Raw genomic sequence first — 15,877 nt, forward strand, 5'->3', positions numbered from 1 at the left:
GCCTCTTCCCCGCCGTCGAGCATACGTCTCCGCTCCGACACCCACTGCTCCGTCCGGGTCACGGCGGACGGGGAGGCCGACCCCACGGCGACAGGGGTCCTGCCCCACGAGCGCCGGACCGTGGCCCGCCGGGCCGTGGCCCGCCGGAACGCGGCGGCGCCGCCGGGGACCTGCCCCGACGGCGCCGCCCACGCGTGTCCGGTCAGCCCCGACGGCCCCAACGGCGGCCCTTGCCCTTGCCGTCGCCCTCGCCCCGGGCGTCCCCGCGGCCCTCGGGCCGCTCCGGGCCGGCCTGCGGGCCACCGTACGGACCGCCCTGGCCCGGGCCGCCGCGCTCCCAGTGCGCCCACTCGTCGTGCGAGCCGAGCAGGGTGTCGGTGAGGCTCGGCAGGTCGTCCAGCGGCGTCTCCTCGGCCCACTCCGGCCGCGGCCGCTCGGCGCCCGGCTCCGGCTCCGGCTGCGGCTGCGGCTGCGGCTCGGCGGCCGGCTCCGCGCCGACCACCGGCAGCTCGCGCGTGCCGTCCACCGGCTCCGCGCGCCGCGGCTCCTGCACCGGCCGGCCCTCAGGACGGCCTTCAGCGCGGCCCTCGGCACGTCCCGGCTCGATCCGCGGCAGCACCTCGGTCCGGTCGGCCTCCGCCGGGACCTTCGGCAGCACAGCCGTCTCGTCCACCGCCGAGGCCGGCACCACCGGCAGCTTGGCGGTCTCGTCGACCGCCCCGGCGGCCCGGCGCGCCTCGGCAGCCTTGCGCGCCTCGACGGCCTCCGCCGCCCGGACGGCCGCCTGCCGGTCCCGCGGCGACAGCTCGCGCGTCGCCTCGTCCCCGAGTCCGCCCGACGACGGCTGTGCCGACGCCTGCGACGCGTCCTGCGGAGCATCCTTCGGCGTGTCCCGGAGCAGCCGCAGCTCCGTGGTCGCGTCATCCCCGGCCGCCGCTGCGGAACCCGGGCCCGGCCGGCCCTCGGCCCGGTCCTCCGCCGACTCCGCCGCCGCAGCCGCGGCCGCGAGCGCGGCGGCCTGCGCCAGCCGCGCCTCCTCGGCCCGCTGGAGCGCCTCCTCCGCCCGGCGGCGCTGCTCCTCGCGGGCGAGCTCGCGCTGCCGCTGGATCTCGGCCTGGGCAGCCGCCTCGTCGGCGATCCGCTTGCGCTCGGCGGCCTCCGCGACCAGCCGGGCCTCCTCGGCCGCTCGGAGCTCGGCCTCCTCCTCGGCGCGGCGCCTGGCCTCCTCCTCCGCCCGGCGGCGCGCCTCCTCCTCGGCCTTGCGCCGGGCCTCGGCGGCGGCCCGCTCGGCCTCCTCCTTGGCCAGCCGCTCCTTCTCCGCCTGCTCGGCCCGCAGCTGCGCCAGCAGTTCCTGCCGCTTGCGCTCGGCGGCCTCCGCCTCGGCCTTCTTGCGGGCCTCCTCGGCAGCGCGGCGCTCGGCCTCCTCCTTGGCCAGCCGCTCCTGTTCGGCCCGGGCGGCCTTCTCCTGCTCGGAGAGCGGCAGCTCGCGGTCGAGCCGGTGCCGGATGGCGGTGGTGACGAAGCCGGGGGCCTGACTGCCGTCCACGACCAGGTAGCGCGCCGGGTCGGCGGCGGCGAGTGCGAGGAAGCCGGCCCGGACCCGCTGGTGGAACTCGGTGGGCTCGGACTCCAGCCGGTCCAGCGCCTCGGTGAAGCGCTCACGGGCCCTGGTCGGGTCGACGTCCAGGACGACGGTCAGGTCGGGCAGCAGCCCGCCGGTGGCCCAGCGGGAGATCCGGGCGACCTCGGTAGCGGCCAGGTCGCGCCCGGCGCCCTGGTAGGCGATGGAGGAGTCCATGTACCGGTCGGTGATCACCACGGCGCCGCGGGCGAGGGCCGGCCGGATGACGTTCTCGACGTGCTCGGCGCGGTCCGCGGCGTAGATCAGCGCCTCGGCACGGTGGGACAGGCCGGTGTTGCCGACGTCCAGGACGAGGCCGCGCAGCCGCTGGCCGACCGGGCTGCCGCCGGGCTCGCGGGTGAGCACGACCTCGTGCCCCTTGCCGCGGATCCACTCGGCGAGCGCCTGGGCCTGGGTGGACTTGCCGGCGCCGTCGCCGCCCTCCAGGGCGATGAAGAAGCCGGTGCCCGCACCCCGGTGAGGCACCGGGCCGCTCGTACCGCGCACCGAGTCCACCAGGTCCCGGACGAACGGCGCGGTGCCGCGCCGGTCGTCGGTGCGCAGCAGCACGACGGCGGCGAGCACCAGCGTGAGCAGCCCGGAGGTGGCGACGGCCAGGGCCGCGCCACCGTGGATGAAGGTGAAGGAGCCGGGCTCGACGGTGCCGTACTCCACGTCCCCGTAGGCGGCGGCGATCAGCGAGACGGCGACCAGCGCGGCGGCGACCACGGCCCGGAGCACCGCGAACAGGTGCTCGGTGACCTTCGGCAGCCGTGCCTCCTCGACCTCCTGGGCGAGCAGGGTGCGCCCGGCCGAGACCACGATCCCGGCGGCCAGGCCGGCCAGCACGGTGAGCAGCAGGACCAGCACGAAGTCCAGCACCAGCCCGGCCAGGATCAGCGCGACGCCCTGGGTGAGCAGCGCCAGCGCGAGCAGTCGGCGGCGGGACAGCGAGGGCAGCGTGGCCCGGGTGAGCCGGGCGCCCAGGGCGGGCGCCCCGGTGGCGGCGAGCACCAGCAGGCCGTAGCCGATCGGCCCGGCGCGGTGTTCGGCGGCGGTGAGCAGCGCGAGCGCGGCGACGCCCGCCATCGCGGCGTAGCCGGCCGCGACGGCGAAGGTGAAGTACGGGGCACTGCCGGTGCGGCCCTTGCTCAGCGCGGGGCCGGGGGACGCGTCGGTCGGGGCTCGCAGGCCCCGGAGCGGGGAGACGGGGGCGACGGACACCGGGCCCCCGGGCAGCTGCTGGAGGTAGCCGCGGACCGCCGAGGCGGCGAACAGCCCGGCCGCGCCGAGCGCCGCGAAGGTCAGCTGGTGGGCGCGGAGCCAGTCGGAGCCGAGGGCCGCGCCGATGTTGTTGAGCAGGGTGAAGGCCACCAGGCCGACGGCGCCGAGCGGCACGGTCACCCAGCCGGTGAAGCGGTCGACGGCCCGGACGCTCTCCAGGTTGGCAGCGGCCGGACGCTGCTCGGCGAGGGGCAGGTACCGGTTGGCCGGCGGCAGCAGGCCCGGGACGGCGGCGGCCTTGGTGATCCCCCAGACCCGCTCGGCGGCACCGGTCACGAACACGGTGGCGAGCAGGACGTAGGCGGCGGCCCCGGAGGGCTTGGCGGCGGAGCCCAGCCAGACGCTCCACCAGGGTGCGAGGCCGATCAGCAGGGCACGCAGCACGTCGGCGCCGAACAGCGTCCAGCGCCGGTCCAGCCGGCCCGCGACCAGCCGGTGCACCGGGCCGAGCAGGGCGACACCGACCAGCCCGGTGGCCAGCACCCGGACGGCGAGTACCGCGGCGAGGGCGAAGGCAAGGCTTCGTGGCAGGCTGCCGAACTGTCCCCCCTGGGCGGCGGCGATCACGGTGAGCGCGAGCAGCACCAGCAGGCCGAGCCGGTCGGCGGTGCCGCCGATCAACTGGGTGGTCCACAGGCGCCGGTAGGCACGTGTCCGCAGCAGCGCCCGGGCCCGGTCCGCCGGGGTCCCGGCGGGCGCGACCTCGGGCAGGTCGGACGCCCAGGCTCTGGCGGCCGGGTCGGCGCTGGGGGTGGGCTGCTCCTCGCTCGTCATACGGTCAGCGTAGCGGGCGGGGCCTGGCCGGAATGAGACGAACGGGCTTCCGGATCGCGCTCATCACCGGGTTGTGACGTACCCCGCACAGAGCCCGACAGACCCCGGGCCCGCGCCCCCGGGATCGGGGGCACGGGCCCGTCTGCGGTGACCTGGGATCAGCCCTCTTCGGTGGCCGCGGCCTTGCCGGCCGCCGTCCCGCTCGCAGCGGTCTTCTTGGCCGCCGTCTTCTTCGCCGCCGCCGTCTTGGTGGTGGTCTTCTTGGCGGCGGTCTTCTTCGCGGCCGCGGTCTTGGTCGCCGCGGTCTTGGCCGTGGTCGTCTTCTTGGCCGCGGCCTTCTTCGCCGGGGCCTTCTTCGCCGCCTTCTTCACCGGTCCGCGCGCCCGCTTCTCGGCGAGCAGCTCGTACGCGCGCTCCGGCGTGATGGTCTCGACGTCGTCGTCCTTGCGGAGCGTGGCGTTGGTCTCGCCGTCGGTCACGTACGGGCCGAAGCGGCCGTCCTTGACCACCACCGGGCGCTCGCTGACCGGGTCGTTGCCCAGCTCCTTGAGCGGCGGGGCGGCGGCGGCCCGGCCGCGCTGCTTGGGCTGGGCGTAGATCGCCAGCGCCTCGTCAAGGGTGATCGTGAAGAGCTGGTCCTCGCTGGTCAGCGAGCGGGAGTCGGTGCCGCGCTTGAGGTACGGGCCGTAGCGGCCGTTCTGCGCGGTGATCTCCGCGCCCTCGGCGTCGGTGCCGACCACCCGCGGCAACGAGAGCAGCCGCAGCGCGTCCTCCAGCGTGACGGTGTCCAGCGACATGGTCTTGAACAGCGAGGCGGTGCGCGGCTTGACCGCGTTCTTGCCGGTCTTCGGCGTGCCCTCGGGCAGGATCTCGGTCACGTACGGGCCGTAGCGGCCGTCCTTGGCGACCAGCATGTTGCCGCTGACCGGGTCCGGGCCGAGTTCGAAGTCACCGCTGGGCTTGGCCAGCAGCTCCTCGGCCAGCTCGACGGTGAGCTCGTCCGGCGGCAGCTCGTCCGGGATGTCGGCGCGCTGGCCGGGCTCGCCCTCGACGGCCGAGGCGCGCTCGACGTACGGGCCGTAGCGGCCGACCCGCAGGGTGATGTCGTCGCTGACCTTGAACGAGCTGATCTCCCGGGCGTCGATCGCGCCGAGGTCGGTGACCAGTTCCTTCAGGCCGCCCAGGTGGTCGCCGTCGCCGTTGCCGGCCTCGGCGGCGCCGCCCGCGGCGTGGCCGTCGCCCTCGCCGAAGTAGAAGCGCTTCAGCCACGGCACGGACTTCGCCTCACCGGCGGCGATCCGGTCGAGGTCGTCCTCCATCTTGGCGGTGAAGTCGTAGTCGACCAGCCGGCCGAAGTGCTTCTCCAGCAGGTTGACCACGGCGAAGGAGAGGAAGGACGGGACGAGCGCCGTCCCCTTCTTGAAGACGTACCGGCGCTGGATGATCGTGTCGATGATCGACGCGTAGGTGGAGGGACGGCCGATCTCCCGGTCCTCCAGCTCCTTGACCAGCGAGGCCTCGGTGTAGCGGGCCGGCGGCTTGGTGGCGTGGCCCTCCGGGGTGATCCGCTCGGCGGCCAGCGGGTCGCCCTGGGCGACCTGCGGCAGCCGGCGCTCGCGGTCGTCGAGCTCGGCGTTCGGGTCGTCGGCGCCCTCGACGTAGGCCTTGAGGAAGCCGTGGAAGGTGATGATCTTGCCGGAGGCGGAGAACTCGACGTCCCGGCCGTCGGCGGAGGTGCCGCCGACCCGGACGGTGACGGACTGGCCGACCGCGTCCTTCATCTGGGAGGCGACGGTGCGCATCCAGATCAGCTCGTACAGCTTGAAGTCGTCGCCGGTCAGGCCGGTCTCGGCGGGCGTGCGGAAGCGGTCGCCGGACGGGCGGACGGCCTCGTGCGCCTCCTGCGCGTTCTTGACCTTGCTGGCGTAGGTGCGCGGGGCGTCCGGCAGGTAGTCGGCGCCGTACAGCTGGGTGACCTGGGCCCGGGCGGCGGCGATCGCGGTGTCCGACAGCGTGGTGGAGTCGGTACGCATATAGGTGATGAAGCCGTTCTCGTACAGCTTCTGGGCCACCTGCATGGTCCGCTTGGCGCCGAAGCCCAGCTTGCGGCTGGCCTCCTGCTGGAGCGTGGTGGTGCGGAACGGCGCGTACGGCGAGCGGCGGTAGGGCTTGGACTCGACGCTGCGGACGCCGAACGCCGTCTGCTCCAGGGCCGCGGCCAGCTGACGGGCCGCCTGCTCGTCCAGGTGCAGGGTGTTCGCGCTGGCGGCCTTCAGCCGGCCGTCCTGGCCGAAGTCGCGGCCGCTGGCGATCCGCTTGCCGTCGACGGCGGCCAGCCGGGCGCCGAAGGTCTCCGGGTTGGCGGCGTCGACCGGGGTGCGGCCGGTGCCGAAGGTACCGACCAGGTCCCAGTACGAGGCGGTGCGGAAGGCCATCCGCTCGCGCTCGCGCTCGACCACCAGGCGGGTGGCGACGGACTGCACGCGGCCCGCCGACAGCTTCGGCATGACCTTCTTCCACAGCACCGGCGAGACCTCGAAGCCGTACAGCCGGTCGAGGATGCGGCGGGTCTCCTGGGCGTCGACCAGGCGCTGGTTGAGCTCGCGCGGGTTGGCCACGGCCTCCTGGATCGCCGACTTGGTGATCTCGTGGAACACCATGCGGTGCACCGGCACCTTGGGCTTGAGCACCTGCTGGAGGTGCCACGCGATGGCCTCGCCCTCGCGGTCCTCATCGGTGGCGAGGAAGAGCTCGTCGGACTCCGCGAGCAGCGACTTCAACTTGCTGACCTGGGACTTCTTGTCCGCGTTGACCACGTAGATGGGCGCGAAGTCGTGGTCGACGTCCACCCCGAGGCGGCGCACCTCGCCGGTGTACTTCTCCGGCACCTCGGCCGCGGTGCTGGGCAGGTCGCGGATGTGCCCGACGCTCGCCTCGACGATGTAGCCGGGGCCCAGGTAGCCCTTGATCGTCTTCGCCTTGGCCGGCGACTCGACAATGACGAGTCGCTGTCCGTGCGCGGTCTCGCTGCTCGGGGACACCTTCGCTCTTCTCTCCCGGTCCTTATGTGGCTGGTCGGCGCTGGCAGCACGGGCTGCGCTCCGCCCGACCCCTCCACCGTCCCGGGGCTGCCGCGGCACGACACCCCCACCAGCGGAGTGTGACCGTACCCCGGCCACCCTTGTCAAACGGACGGATCCCGCGTTTTCACTTGCCGGGCTCACCGACGCCACTCGAACGGTAACCCGATGACGGAGGTTCGCGCCCCGCGGAGGGGGCCTTCGGCAGGTTCCGGAGGATGGAATGACGGATTTCAAGATCTGTCAACGCAAAATCGACGGGCGGGCGCGGGGCGGCGCTTTCGCCGTGGGGGCGCTGGTTCGCGGGCGGCCGCGGGGCGCTCGTTCATGGGTGGCCGCGGGTGCCCGTGTGGCTCCGCGGATCGCTCGGGGGTTGCGGGGCTCAGCCGCCGGCCGCGGCCACGAGCCCGGTGCCGACCGCCAGACAGCCCACGCCCAGGGCGCTCCACAGCAGGTCGACGACGGCGGACCGGCCCGTCTCCCCGGCCGCCAGCACCACCCGGCTCGGGCGCTGCGGGTCGTAAAAGATCCGCACCGAGGCGCCGGGCGCGAAACGGTCCGGACGGCGCAGCGGGGTGTGCCCACGCGGGCGGGCGATCACGAGCCCCGCGATCCCGCACGCGCCGGGGCCGCCGACCGACGGCGGCACCGAGAAGGAGAGCAGCGGTGCGCTGTCCAGCCGGCCGTGCACGTCGTCCTCGGCCACCACGGTGGCCACCGCCGGCACCCCCCGGCGGCGCACCCGCAGGCGCAGGCTCACTTCGGCGGCGCACCAGAGCAGCAGCACGCCACCGAAGAGGGCGAGCACCGACCCGCCCACCATCGCCGTCGTCGTGTCCACCCCTGGCCCCCGGCTCCCCAGCTCTGTCCACAGCCTGTGGACAGAGCTTCACAGCGGAGGGCCAACGGGAGACAGCCGTCCGACGGCGGCCGGACGAACCAGGGGGTACGGGCGGGTGAACCGGGCCCCGATCCCGGCGGGCCGGGGTCTCGGCGGGCCCGGCCTCAGCGGGGTGCGGGCCTCGGTGGGTCCTGGTCCGGCCTCAGCGGGTCCGGTCTCGGGGATGCGGTCCCAGGGGGATGCGGTCTCAGGGGGATGCGGTCTCAACGGACCGGGTCGATGAACCCCTGCTCGGTCAGCAGGCGCAGCGACTCCGGCACCCGGTCCCGCAGGACCACCCGGTCCTCGCCCAGCAGCTGCGCGATGGCGTCCACGATCTCGCCCGCCGACAGCGTCCCGTCACAGACCCCGACGAAACCGGCACCCACGGTGTCCACCTTGGTGGCCCGCCGCATGCCGCGGTTGTGACGCAGGATCACGTGCTCCGGGTCCTCCGCGCCCGGCGCGCCGACCTGTTCCTGAACCACCTCGTCGGCCAGCACGTAGCGGGCCGCGAGCAGGCCCGCGTCGTCGTGCGAGCGGAGGAAGTCCTGCCGGTCGAACCAGGCCTCGATGTGCGGGCCGAGCGGCTGCTCCACCGGGTGCGGCCACTCCTCCACCCGGACGGTCGGGCGCTCGGCGCCGCTCGCCCGCAGGGTGATCCAGCCCATGCCGATGCCCTCGACCCGGCCCGCCTCGAAGGCATCCAGCCACTCGCCGTACCGGGCCTGGTAGTCGCCGCCGGGGCCGCGGTGGTCACCACCGTCACGCAGCCACAACTCGGCGTACTGGGCCACGTCCTGGACCTCGCGCTGGACGATCCAGGCGTCCAGGCCGGTGCCCGCGACCCAGCCGGCCAGCCGCTCGTGCCAGTCCTCGCCCTTGACGTGCTGCCAGTTGGCGAGCAGCTGGCAGTAGCCGCCGGGCTCCAGGTGGTCGGCGGCCGAGCGGACCAGGTTGCGGCACAGGTCGTCGCCGGCCATGCCGCCGTCGCGGTAGGTGAACCGGCCGGCCGGCGAGATGACGAACGGCGGGTTGGAGACGATCAGGTCGAACTTCCGCTCCCCGACCGGCTCGAAGAGGCTTCCGGCGGACACCTCGGTGTTGTCGAAGCCCGACAGCGCCAGGGTCAGCTCGGTGAAGCGCAGCGCGCGCGCGTTGAGGTCGGTGGCGGTGACGGTCCCGGCGTGCCGGGCCGCGTGCAGCGCCTGCACGCCGGAGCCCGAACCGAGGTCCAGCGCGGCCCGGACGGGGCGGCGCACGGTGATGTTGGCCAGCGTGGTGGAGGCACCGCCGACCCCCAGCACCAGGTCCTTGCGAGCCACCCCGTGCGCGGTCTCACCGGAGCCGATACCGCCCGCACCGCCCACGGCGCAGCCCAGGTCGGAGACCACCCAGGCGTCCGAACTGGGCATCCCGGCCACCTCGTTGGCGTACGGCCGGACGTCGACGGTGGCGCGCACCAGATCGCCGTCGGAGCGCAGCCAGCCGTCCGCCAGGCAGTCCTCCACCGGCAGCGCGGCGGCGGCCGCCCGGTACGGGACCGGCTGCTGGAGCAGGAACAGCCGTACCAGCGTCTCCAGCGGGCTGCCACCGCGGGTCGCCCGCAGCGCCGGGACCGCCTCGCTGCGGGCCAACGCCGAATAGCCGGTGGGCCCGAGCAGGTCCAGGCACCCGTCGGCGGTGAACGAGGCGTCGAGCAGCGCCTCGCGGAACTTGGCGAGGCGGGTCGGGTCGAGAACGGGGCTACTGATCACCCCGCCATTGTCCCCCGCCGCCCACCCCGCGGCCGCCGCTGCGCCCCGCGCCCATCGGACGGAAGCCCGCACCACTCCGCACGCCCCCGGAAGCCGCCGCGCGCCACCCTGCCGGGGCCGCCGAGTCGCTCGACAGCGGCCCTGGCGCGCCGGCTCTCGGCGTACGACGGCTTCCGGGAGACGGCTCTCGGCGTACGGGCTTCGGGGTCGGCGGCTCCGCAGGGCACGCGGAACCGCGCCGTCCGTTGGGGCCGACGCGCCGCCCACCACCGGCCCGGGCCGGTGTCCGGGACGGGCGCGTCGGATCGTTCGGTCCGCCCGGGCTCAGCTCGCGCTGGGGGCGGGGTTCGCCGGGGTGGTGGGCGGGGCGGCCGGAGCGGTGGTCGCGCCGGCGGCGGCCGGGCTCGCTCCGTCGGTCGCGCCGGGCACCGGGGGCGTGGCCGGGGCGCTCGGGGTGTCGGCGGCGCCGGGAGCCGGGGTCGTGCCCGCGCCGCCCGGGGCCGGAGTGCCACTCGCGCCGGCTCCCGCCCCACCGGTCGCACCGCCGGTCGGGGCGGTGGTCGGGGACGGCTTGCAGCCCTCCTGCTTGGCCATCGCCGCGCCGAGGTCACCGCGCTGGAGCTTGCTCTGTGCCTGGGTGGAGAGCGAGGCCAGCTGCTGCACCTGGTCGGCCACACTGCGCAGCCCGTCGGCGAACTTGGCCTGGTCGTTGTTGGGCAGCGCGTCCAGCTTCTTCTGGACCTCCACGTATCCGTCGGCCGCCTTCTTCAGCTCGTCGACGGTGTCCTTCTGGAGGGTCGCACCGTCCTTCACCTTGGGCGCACCGGCCGCGTCGATGGCGGCCGCTATGTCCTGGTTGGTCTTGGCCAGCCGCCCGATGTCCGTGGAGAGCCGCTTCTGGAGGTCGGCCGGGGCCTCGCCGGTCTTCACCTGGCCGGTGTCGGCGAGCGCGGTCTGCGCCTGGGCGATCGGGTCCTTGGCCGCGCCACAGACGTTCGACGCCCAGGACTCCAGCTGCTTGCTGTTGTCGTCGCCGCCGCAGCCGACGGCGCCGAACGCGAGCAGCACGCCGAGGGCGGGTACGGCCAGCAGTCGCTTGTTCACCGGGAGGAGCCTTTCGGTTTCGGTCGTCATCGGTCGTCGAACCTACACGGCCGGTGTCCGTCCCCTGGTTCCCGGTTCCCCGCCCCGCTGCCCGCCCTGCCGATCGCCCTGCCGTCCGCCCCCTCGACGCCCCTCCCGGCGCGGACCGCCCGCAACACCCGGGCATCACCGTTCACATCACCGTTCAACCGCGCCCAGGGCGTTGCAGGGACTGGCCGGCCGGCACTCGCCGTCGTACGAGGTCGGCATCGGACCGTACGGCAGCACGAGGCTGCCGCCGTCGGTCCGGAAGGCGACCGTGCCCGGTTCCACGACCTGCCGGGCCCTGTCCCCGCGCGGCACGCCGGCGGGCGTGCCGAAACAGACCTCCTCGCCCCGGGTACCGGCCGACGAGCTGATCGGCGGCTCCGCCCGGAGCGCTTCGGTGGTGGGAGTGGCCGTCGATGTGGGGGTGGCCGTTGATGTGGCGGTGGTCTGCCCGGTCGGCCACAGGACGCGGTCCGCTTGTACGCCCTCTTCCGCAACGAGGCCCGATCGGTGATCGGACCCGGTCGCACCGGAGCAGCGAAGCGCCGGGATCAACATGCTGTCAACGCACGACCAGGGGCTGGACGCCGGCCCTCCGGGTGCGTACGCAAACGCGGAAGAGACGCCTCAGACCGCGACGGAGGCGATCGAGACCGGCCAGCTCATCCGGATCAGGCCACCGTCCGTGCCGTTGGTGACCTCCAGGTCCTCGACCAGGCCGGTGATCACGGCGAGGCCCAGGGTGTCCTCGTCCGGCTCGCCGCCCTCGGCGGCGCCGGAGGCCGGGACGACGGCGGGGCCGGCCTCGTCCTCGACCTCGATGAGGAACCGCTTCTCCTGATCGGTAAGCGCAACCCGGACCGTGCCGCCGATGCCGCCGCGCTGGTGCAGGCCGACTGCGCGGGAGCACGCCTCGCCGACCGCGAGCCGTACCTCGTCGAGCACCGACTCATCGACCCCGGCCCGTCTGGCGACGGCCGCGGCGACCAGTCGGGCCGTCCGCACGTGCTCGGGAAGCGCGCTGAATCGAAGTTCGACGGTTGCCATCTCTCCCCCTCGGGGTGCTCCGACCGGGGCCGGAGGTCCGGCCCCTGCGGGCCGGCGGAACCGGCCCAGAGGCGCCCGAGGACGCTCCGGGCCACACGGGCCCGGGCACCCGGACGCGAGGAACGGGCGGGGCCGACCGCGCGGGCCGGCCCGGCCGCGTCAGTCGGTCGCGTTGACCGCGTCGTCCACCGAGGTGTGAATCGGGAAGACCTTGGTCAGGCCGGTGATGCGGAAGATCTTCAGGATGCGCTCCTGGTTGCAGACGAGGCGCAGCGAGCCCTCGTGAGCGCGCACCCGCTTCAGACCGCCCACCAGCACACCGAGGCCGGTCGAGTCGAGGAAGTCAACGCCCTCCATGTCGACGACGAGGTGGTACTTGCCGTCGTTGACGAGCTCGACCAGCTGCTCCCGCAGCTTCGGGGCGGTGTACACATCGATCTCGCCGCCAACCTCGACGACCGTACGATCGCCGACTGAACGGGTCGACAGGGACAGGTCCACGGAACCTCCAGCACCTTGCCTTGCTACGTCATGTGCGATCCTCGGCCGGACGGCCGCCACCGCATGGTCGCGAGCCCCGGGCGCGCCCAGCCAACGCGTGGCAAGCCTCAGCGCTGCGACCCACGGCCATTCGGCCGTCACGGCCACATTCAACCACCTGCGACCATGCCCGCACGATGGCTTACGACGATTCTCCGTCACGCCGGTGACACACTGGGTCCCCATGCCGCCCCGACACAGCCCGCCCGAGGCACTGCTCACGACCCTGGCCACCGGCCGAGGGCGGTCCGACCGGCTCACCCATACGGAGCACCTTCCCGCCCGAGCCGCGCGTTATTCACCGTGGCCCGACTCGATCCGTCCGGAGGTCGTGGCCGCCGCGCGCGCCGTCGGGGTGGAACAGCCGTGGGCGCACCAGGCAGAAGCGATGAATCTGGCCAAAAGCGGCCAGACTGTGGTGATCGCCACAGGCACCGCCTCGGGCAAGTCGCTGGGCTATCTGGCCCCGGTGCTCAGCGACCTGCTGGACGGCACCGAGGCCCGCAACGGCCGCGGCGCCACCGCGCTCTACCTGGCCCCGACCAAGGCGCTCGCCGCCGACCAGCGCCGCCGGGCCGCCGAACTCGCCCCACCGAGGGTCCGCGCCGCCCTGTACGACGGCGACACCCCGCCCGAGGAGCGCGAGTGGGTCCGCCAGTACGCCTCCTACGTGCTCACCAACCCGGACATGCTGCACCGGGGCATCCTGCCCGGCCACGCCCGCTGGTCCTCCTTCCTCAAGGCGCTGCGCTACGTGGTCGTCGACGAGTGCCACAGCTACCGGGGCGTGTTCGGCTCGCACGTCGCCCAGGTGCTGCGGCGGCTGCGCCGCGTCTGCGCCCGGTACGGTTCGTCACCCACCTTCCTGCTTGCCTCCGCCACCACCGCCGACCCGGCCGCGACCGCCCGGCGGCTGACCGGCCTGCCGGCCGTGGCCGTCACCGAGGACGCCTCGCCGCGCGGGCCGATGGTCTTCGGCCTCTGGGAGCCGCCGCTGACCGAGAACGTCGGCGAGCACGGCGCGCCCGTGCGCCGCACCGCGACCGCCGAGGCCGCGCACCTGCTCACCGACCTGGTCGAGCGGGAGACCCGCACCGTCGTCTTCGTCCGTTCCCGGCGCGCCGCCGAGCTCGTCGCGCTCCAGGCCCAGGACCAGCTCGACCGCCCGCTCGCCGGACGGGTGGCCGCCTACCGCGGCGGCTACCTCGCCGACGAACGCCGGGCCCTGGAGCGCGACTTGCACACCGGTCGACTGCTCGGCCTCGCCTCCACCTCCGCTCTCGAACTCGGCGTCGACATCTCCGGCCTCGACGCCGTCCTGATGGCCGGCTATCCCGGCACCCGGGCCTCGCTCTGGCAGCAGGCGGGCCGGGCGGGCCGGGAGGCGCAGGGCGCGCTGGCCGTCCTGATCGCCCGGGACAACCCGTTGGACACCTACCTGGTGCACCACCCGGAGGCGCTGTTCGCGGCCCCCGTCGAGGCCACCGTGCTCGACCCCGACAACCCGCACGTGCTCGCCCCGCACCTGTGCGCGGCCGCCGCCGAACTCCCGCTCACCGATGCCGACCTGGAGCTGTTCGGGCCGTCCACCGCGCCGCTGCTGCCAGTCCTGGAGCGGCGCGGCCTGCTGCGCCGGCGCAGCGACGGCTCCTGGTACTGGACCCGTCGCGAGCGCGCGGCCGACGCGGTGGACCTGCGCGGCAGCGGCGGCAGCCCGGTGCAGATCGTCGAGGCCGACACCGGCCGACTGCTCGGCACGGTGGACGCCGCGGCCGCGCACACCACCGTCCACACCGGGGCCGTCCACCTGCACCAGGGCCGCACCTACCTCGTCCGGGAGTTCGACCTGGACAACTCCGTCGCCCTGGTCGAACCGGCCGACCCGCCGTACACCACGGCCGCCCGCGACATCACCTCCATCTCCGTCCTCGACACCGACACCACCGTGGACTGGGGCGAGGGCCGGCTCAGCTTCGGCTCGGTGGAGGTGGTCAACCAGGTGGTCGGCTACCTCCGCAAGCGGATCTCCACCGGGGAGATCATGGGCGAGACCAAACTCGACCTGCCGCCCCGCACACTGCGCACCCGCGCGGTCTGGTGGACCGTCACCGAGGACCAGCTGCTCGACGCGGACATCCCGCTCGACCAGCTGCCCGGCGCAGCCCACGCAGCCGAGCACGCCTCGATCGGGCTGCTGCCGCTGTTCGCCACCTGCGACCGGTGGGACATCGGCGGCGTCTCCGTCCCGCTGCACCCCGACACCGGCCTGCCGACCGTGTTCGTGTACGACGGCCACCCGGGCGGGGCCGGCTTCGCCGAACGCGGCTTCCAGCGGGCGGTCCAGTGGCTGACGGCCACCCGGACGGCGATCGCCTCCTGCGAGTGCGAGCGCGGCTGCCCCTCCTGCGTCCAGTCGCCCAAGTGCGGCAACGGGAACGACCCGCTGGACAAGGCCGCCGCCGTCCGGCTCCTGGACATCCTGCTGGCCGGGGCGCCCGGGGTTGCGGACGAGCAGAACGGGCGGGAGGCACCGGACGAGCAGGAGACACCGGACAGGCCGGACACGCAGGACGGACCGGGGACGCAGGACGGACCGACGCAGGACGGACCGACGCAGGACGGGCCGGAGACGTCGGCCGGGCCGGAGACGTCGGCCGGGCGGGAGGCTACCTCGGGACCGGATGGTGGAGCGCCGGCCGGTTCATGAGGCCACCGCCGCAGTGCTCGGGCCTCCGCCCGGCCCGCCGTCCGGGACACCCTCGGGACCGGTGACCGGGGCCCGAGCCGGCCCGGCTCGGGCCCTTGCCCGCGCCGGGCCGACCGGCAGTCGGGCCGGGAGCCCTCGGACCCCCACTTCGGCCACCACCTCGACGGCGTCCACCGACCGGTCCACCGCACAGGACACCAGCCCGGCGCCCTGTGCGGCGGCGATCCCGGCGGCCCGGGCGCAGCCGCCGTCCGGGTCCAGCAGCAGCCGGTCCGCCGCGGCGAGGGCCGCGAGGTCGGCGGCCGACTCGGCCCGGTGCCGGGCCGCGACCACCGAGCCGACCGCGATCGTCGCGGCGAACACCGCCGTGCCCAGCATCGCCAGGGCGAGCAGCCAGACCGTCGCCGAACCGGCGTCCGGCCCTCGTCCGCCCGCCGCGGCCGCTCGGGCCGCACGGGCGCCCGCCGCCCGCTCCGCCGTCGCCCGCAGCCCGCTCAGGACGGCCATGGGCCACCGCCTCCGTCCGTGACCGCCACCAGGACGTCCTCCCGCGCCGCCACCGCCGTCGCGCTGAGCCGGACGGCGAGCAGCCCGCCGAGTCTGCCCGGCCCCGCGCACGGCGCCTCCACGTCGACCCGCACCGTGTCGGCCGCCAGGGCCACCCGGACCTGTGCGCCCGGCGGGGCCGCCGCCCGGGCGATCCCGGCGGCGTCCGTCTCCCCGCGCGCGGCCGCCCTGGCGCCGACCCGGGCGGCGTCCACGCAGCGGATCTGCGCGGCCGCAGCGAGCACGCCCCAGATCAGCATCGCCGCGAGCAGGAGAAGCGCCGGCAGCACCACCGCCGTCTCCGCCGTCACGAAGCCCGCGTCGCCGCGCCGCCCCGGGAGCAGCGACCACGCCCGGGCGACACCGCGCTCCCCCGCCCGGCCAGGGCCTGTCTCCAGGCCCCCACCGCCCGCCCGGAGGGCAGGCGGTGGGGCGCCGGGGTGAGCGCCCCACCCAGCGGAGGTGAGGTCACCTCCCGGCCGGCGGGCCGGGGACCGACGGGGGTCGGCG

Annotated in this window: 11 protein-coding genes; 1 reads left to right on the forward strand and 10 read right to left on the reverse strand. The window is 75.0% G+C overall.

Annotated features, from left to right (window positions below; all coding sequences use genetic code 11):
- Window positions 1-202: 202 nt before the first annotated feature.
- From tmk to bldG, 8 genes are all read right to left on the reverse strand, one after another.
- Window positions 203-3,679: a dTMP kinase gene (tmk, locus tag ACIRRH_RS08485; RefSeq protein ID WP_403063516.1), complete on the reverse strand. Its 3,477-nt coding sequence runs from the start codon at window positions 3,677-3,679 to the stop codon at window positions 203-205.
- A 158-nt stretch (window positions 3,680-3,837) separates the two neighbouring features.
- A complete protein-coding gene (gene topA, locus ACIRRH_RS08490) occupies window positions 3,838-6,720 on the reverse strand; it encodes a type I DNA topoisomerase (protein ID WP_403063519.1) in 2,883 nt (960 codons plus the stop codon).
- 421 nt (window positions 6,721-7,141) lie between these two features.
- Window positions 7,142-7,600: a DUF3592 domain-containing protein gene (locus ACIRRH_RS08495; protein WP_403063522.1), complete on the reverse strand. Its 459-nt coding sequence runs from the start codon at window positions 7,598-7,600 to the stop codon at window positions 7,142-7,144.
- A gap of 263 nt (window positions 7,601-7,863) precedes the next feature.
- Window positions 7,864-9,396, reverse strand: a complete 1,533-nt coding sequence (locus tag ACIRRH_RS08500) for a methyltransferase (protein WP_403063525.1) — start codon at window positions 9,394-9,396, stop codon at window positions 7,864-7,866.
- A 324-nt stretch (window positions 9,397-9,720) separates the two neighbouring features.
- Window positions 9,721-10,530: a hypothetical protein gene (locus ACIRRH_RS08505; RefSeq protein ID WP_403063528.1), complete on the reverse strand. Its 810-nt coding sequence runs from the start codon at window positions 10,528-10,530 to the stop codon at window positions 9,721-9,723.
- Between the two features lie 147 nt (window positions 10,531-10,677).
- Window positions 10,678-11,085: a cyclophilin-like family protein gene (locus tag ACIRRH_RS08510; protein ID WP_403063531.1), complete on the reverse strand. Its 408-nt coding sequence runs from the start codon at window positions 11,083-11,085 to the stop codon at window positions 10,678-10,680.
- A gap of 69 nt (window positions 11,086-11,154) precedes the next feature.
- Window positions 11,155-11,574, reverse strand: a complete 420-nt coding sequence (locus ACIRRH_RS08515) for an ATP-binding protein (protein WP_403063534.1) — start codon at window positions 11,572-11,574, stop codon at window positions 11,155-11,157.
- Between the two features lie 159 nt (window positions 11,575-11,733).
- On the reverse strand, window positions 11,734-12,075 hold the full coding sequence (bldG, locus tag ACIRRH_RS08520; protein WP_049659132.1) for an anti-sigma factor antagonist BldG: 342 nt from the start codon (window positions 12,073-12,075) through the stop codon (window positions 11,734-11,736).
- Between the two features lie 223 nt (window positions 12,076-12,298).
- Here bldG and ACIRRH_RS08525 point away from each other — a divergent pair, with 223 nt between their 5' ends.
- Complete coding sequence (locus ACIRRH_RS08525; protein WP_403063537.1) at window positions 12,299-14,821, forward strand: DEAD/DEAH box helicase; 2,523 nt, start codon at window positions 12,299-12,301, stop codon at window positions 14,819-14,821.
- Here ACIRRH_RS08525 and ACIRRH_RS08530 read toward each other — a convergent pair.
- Both ACIRRH_RS08530 and ACIRRH_RS08535 read right to left on the reverse strand, forming a co-directional pair.
- Window positions 14,816-15,328 carry an Rv3654c family TadE-like protein gene (locus ACIRRH_RS08530; protein WP_403063540.1) on the reverse strand — a complete coding sequence of 171 codons (513 nt, stop codon included), beginning with the start codon at window positions 15,326-15,328 and terminating at the stop codon, window positions 14,816-14,818. The two genes, ACIRRH_RS08525 and ACIRRH_RS08530, sit on opposite strands and share 6 nt — an antisense overlap.
- Window positions 15,316-15,678, reverse strand: coding sequence for a TadE family type IV pilus minor pilin (locus ACIRRH_RS08535; RefSeq protein WP_403063543.1), 363 nt, complete (start codon window positions 15,676-15,678; stop codon window positions 15,316-15,318). Before ACIRRH_RS08535 ends, ACIRRH_RS08530 begins: the two co-directional genes overlap by 13 nt.
- Between the last annotated feature and the right edge of the window lie 199 nt (window positions 15,679-15,877).

It is taken from the genome of Kitasatospora sp. NPDC101235, from assembly GCF_044767505.1.
Taxonomy (GTDB): domain Bacteria; phylum Actinomycetota; class Actinomycetes; order Streptomycetales; family Streptomycetaceae; genus Kitasatospora.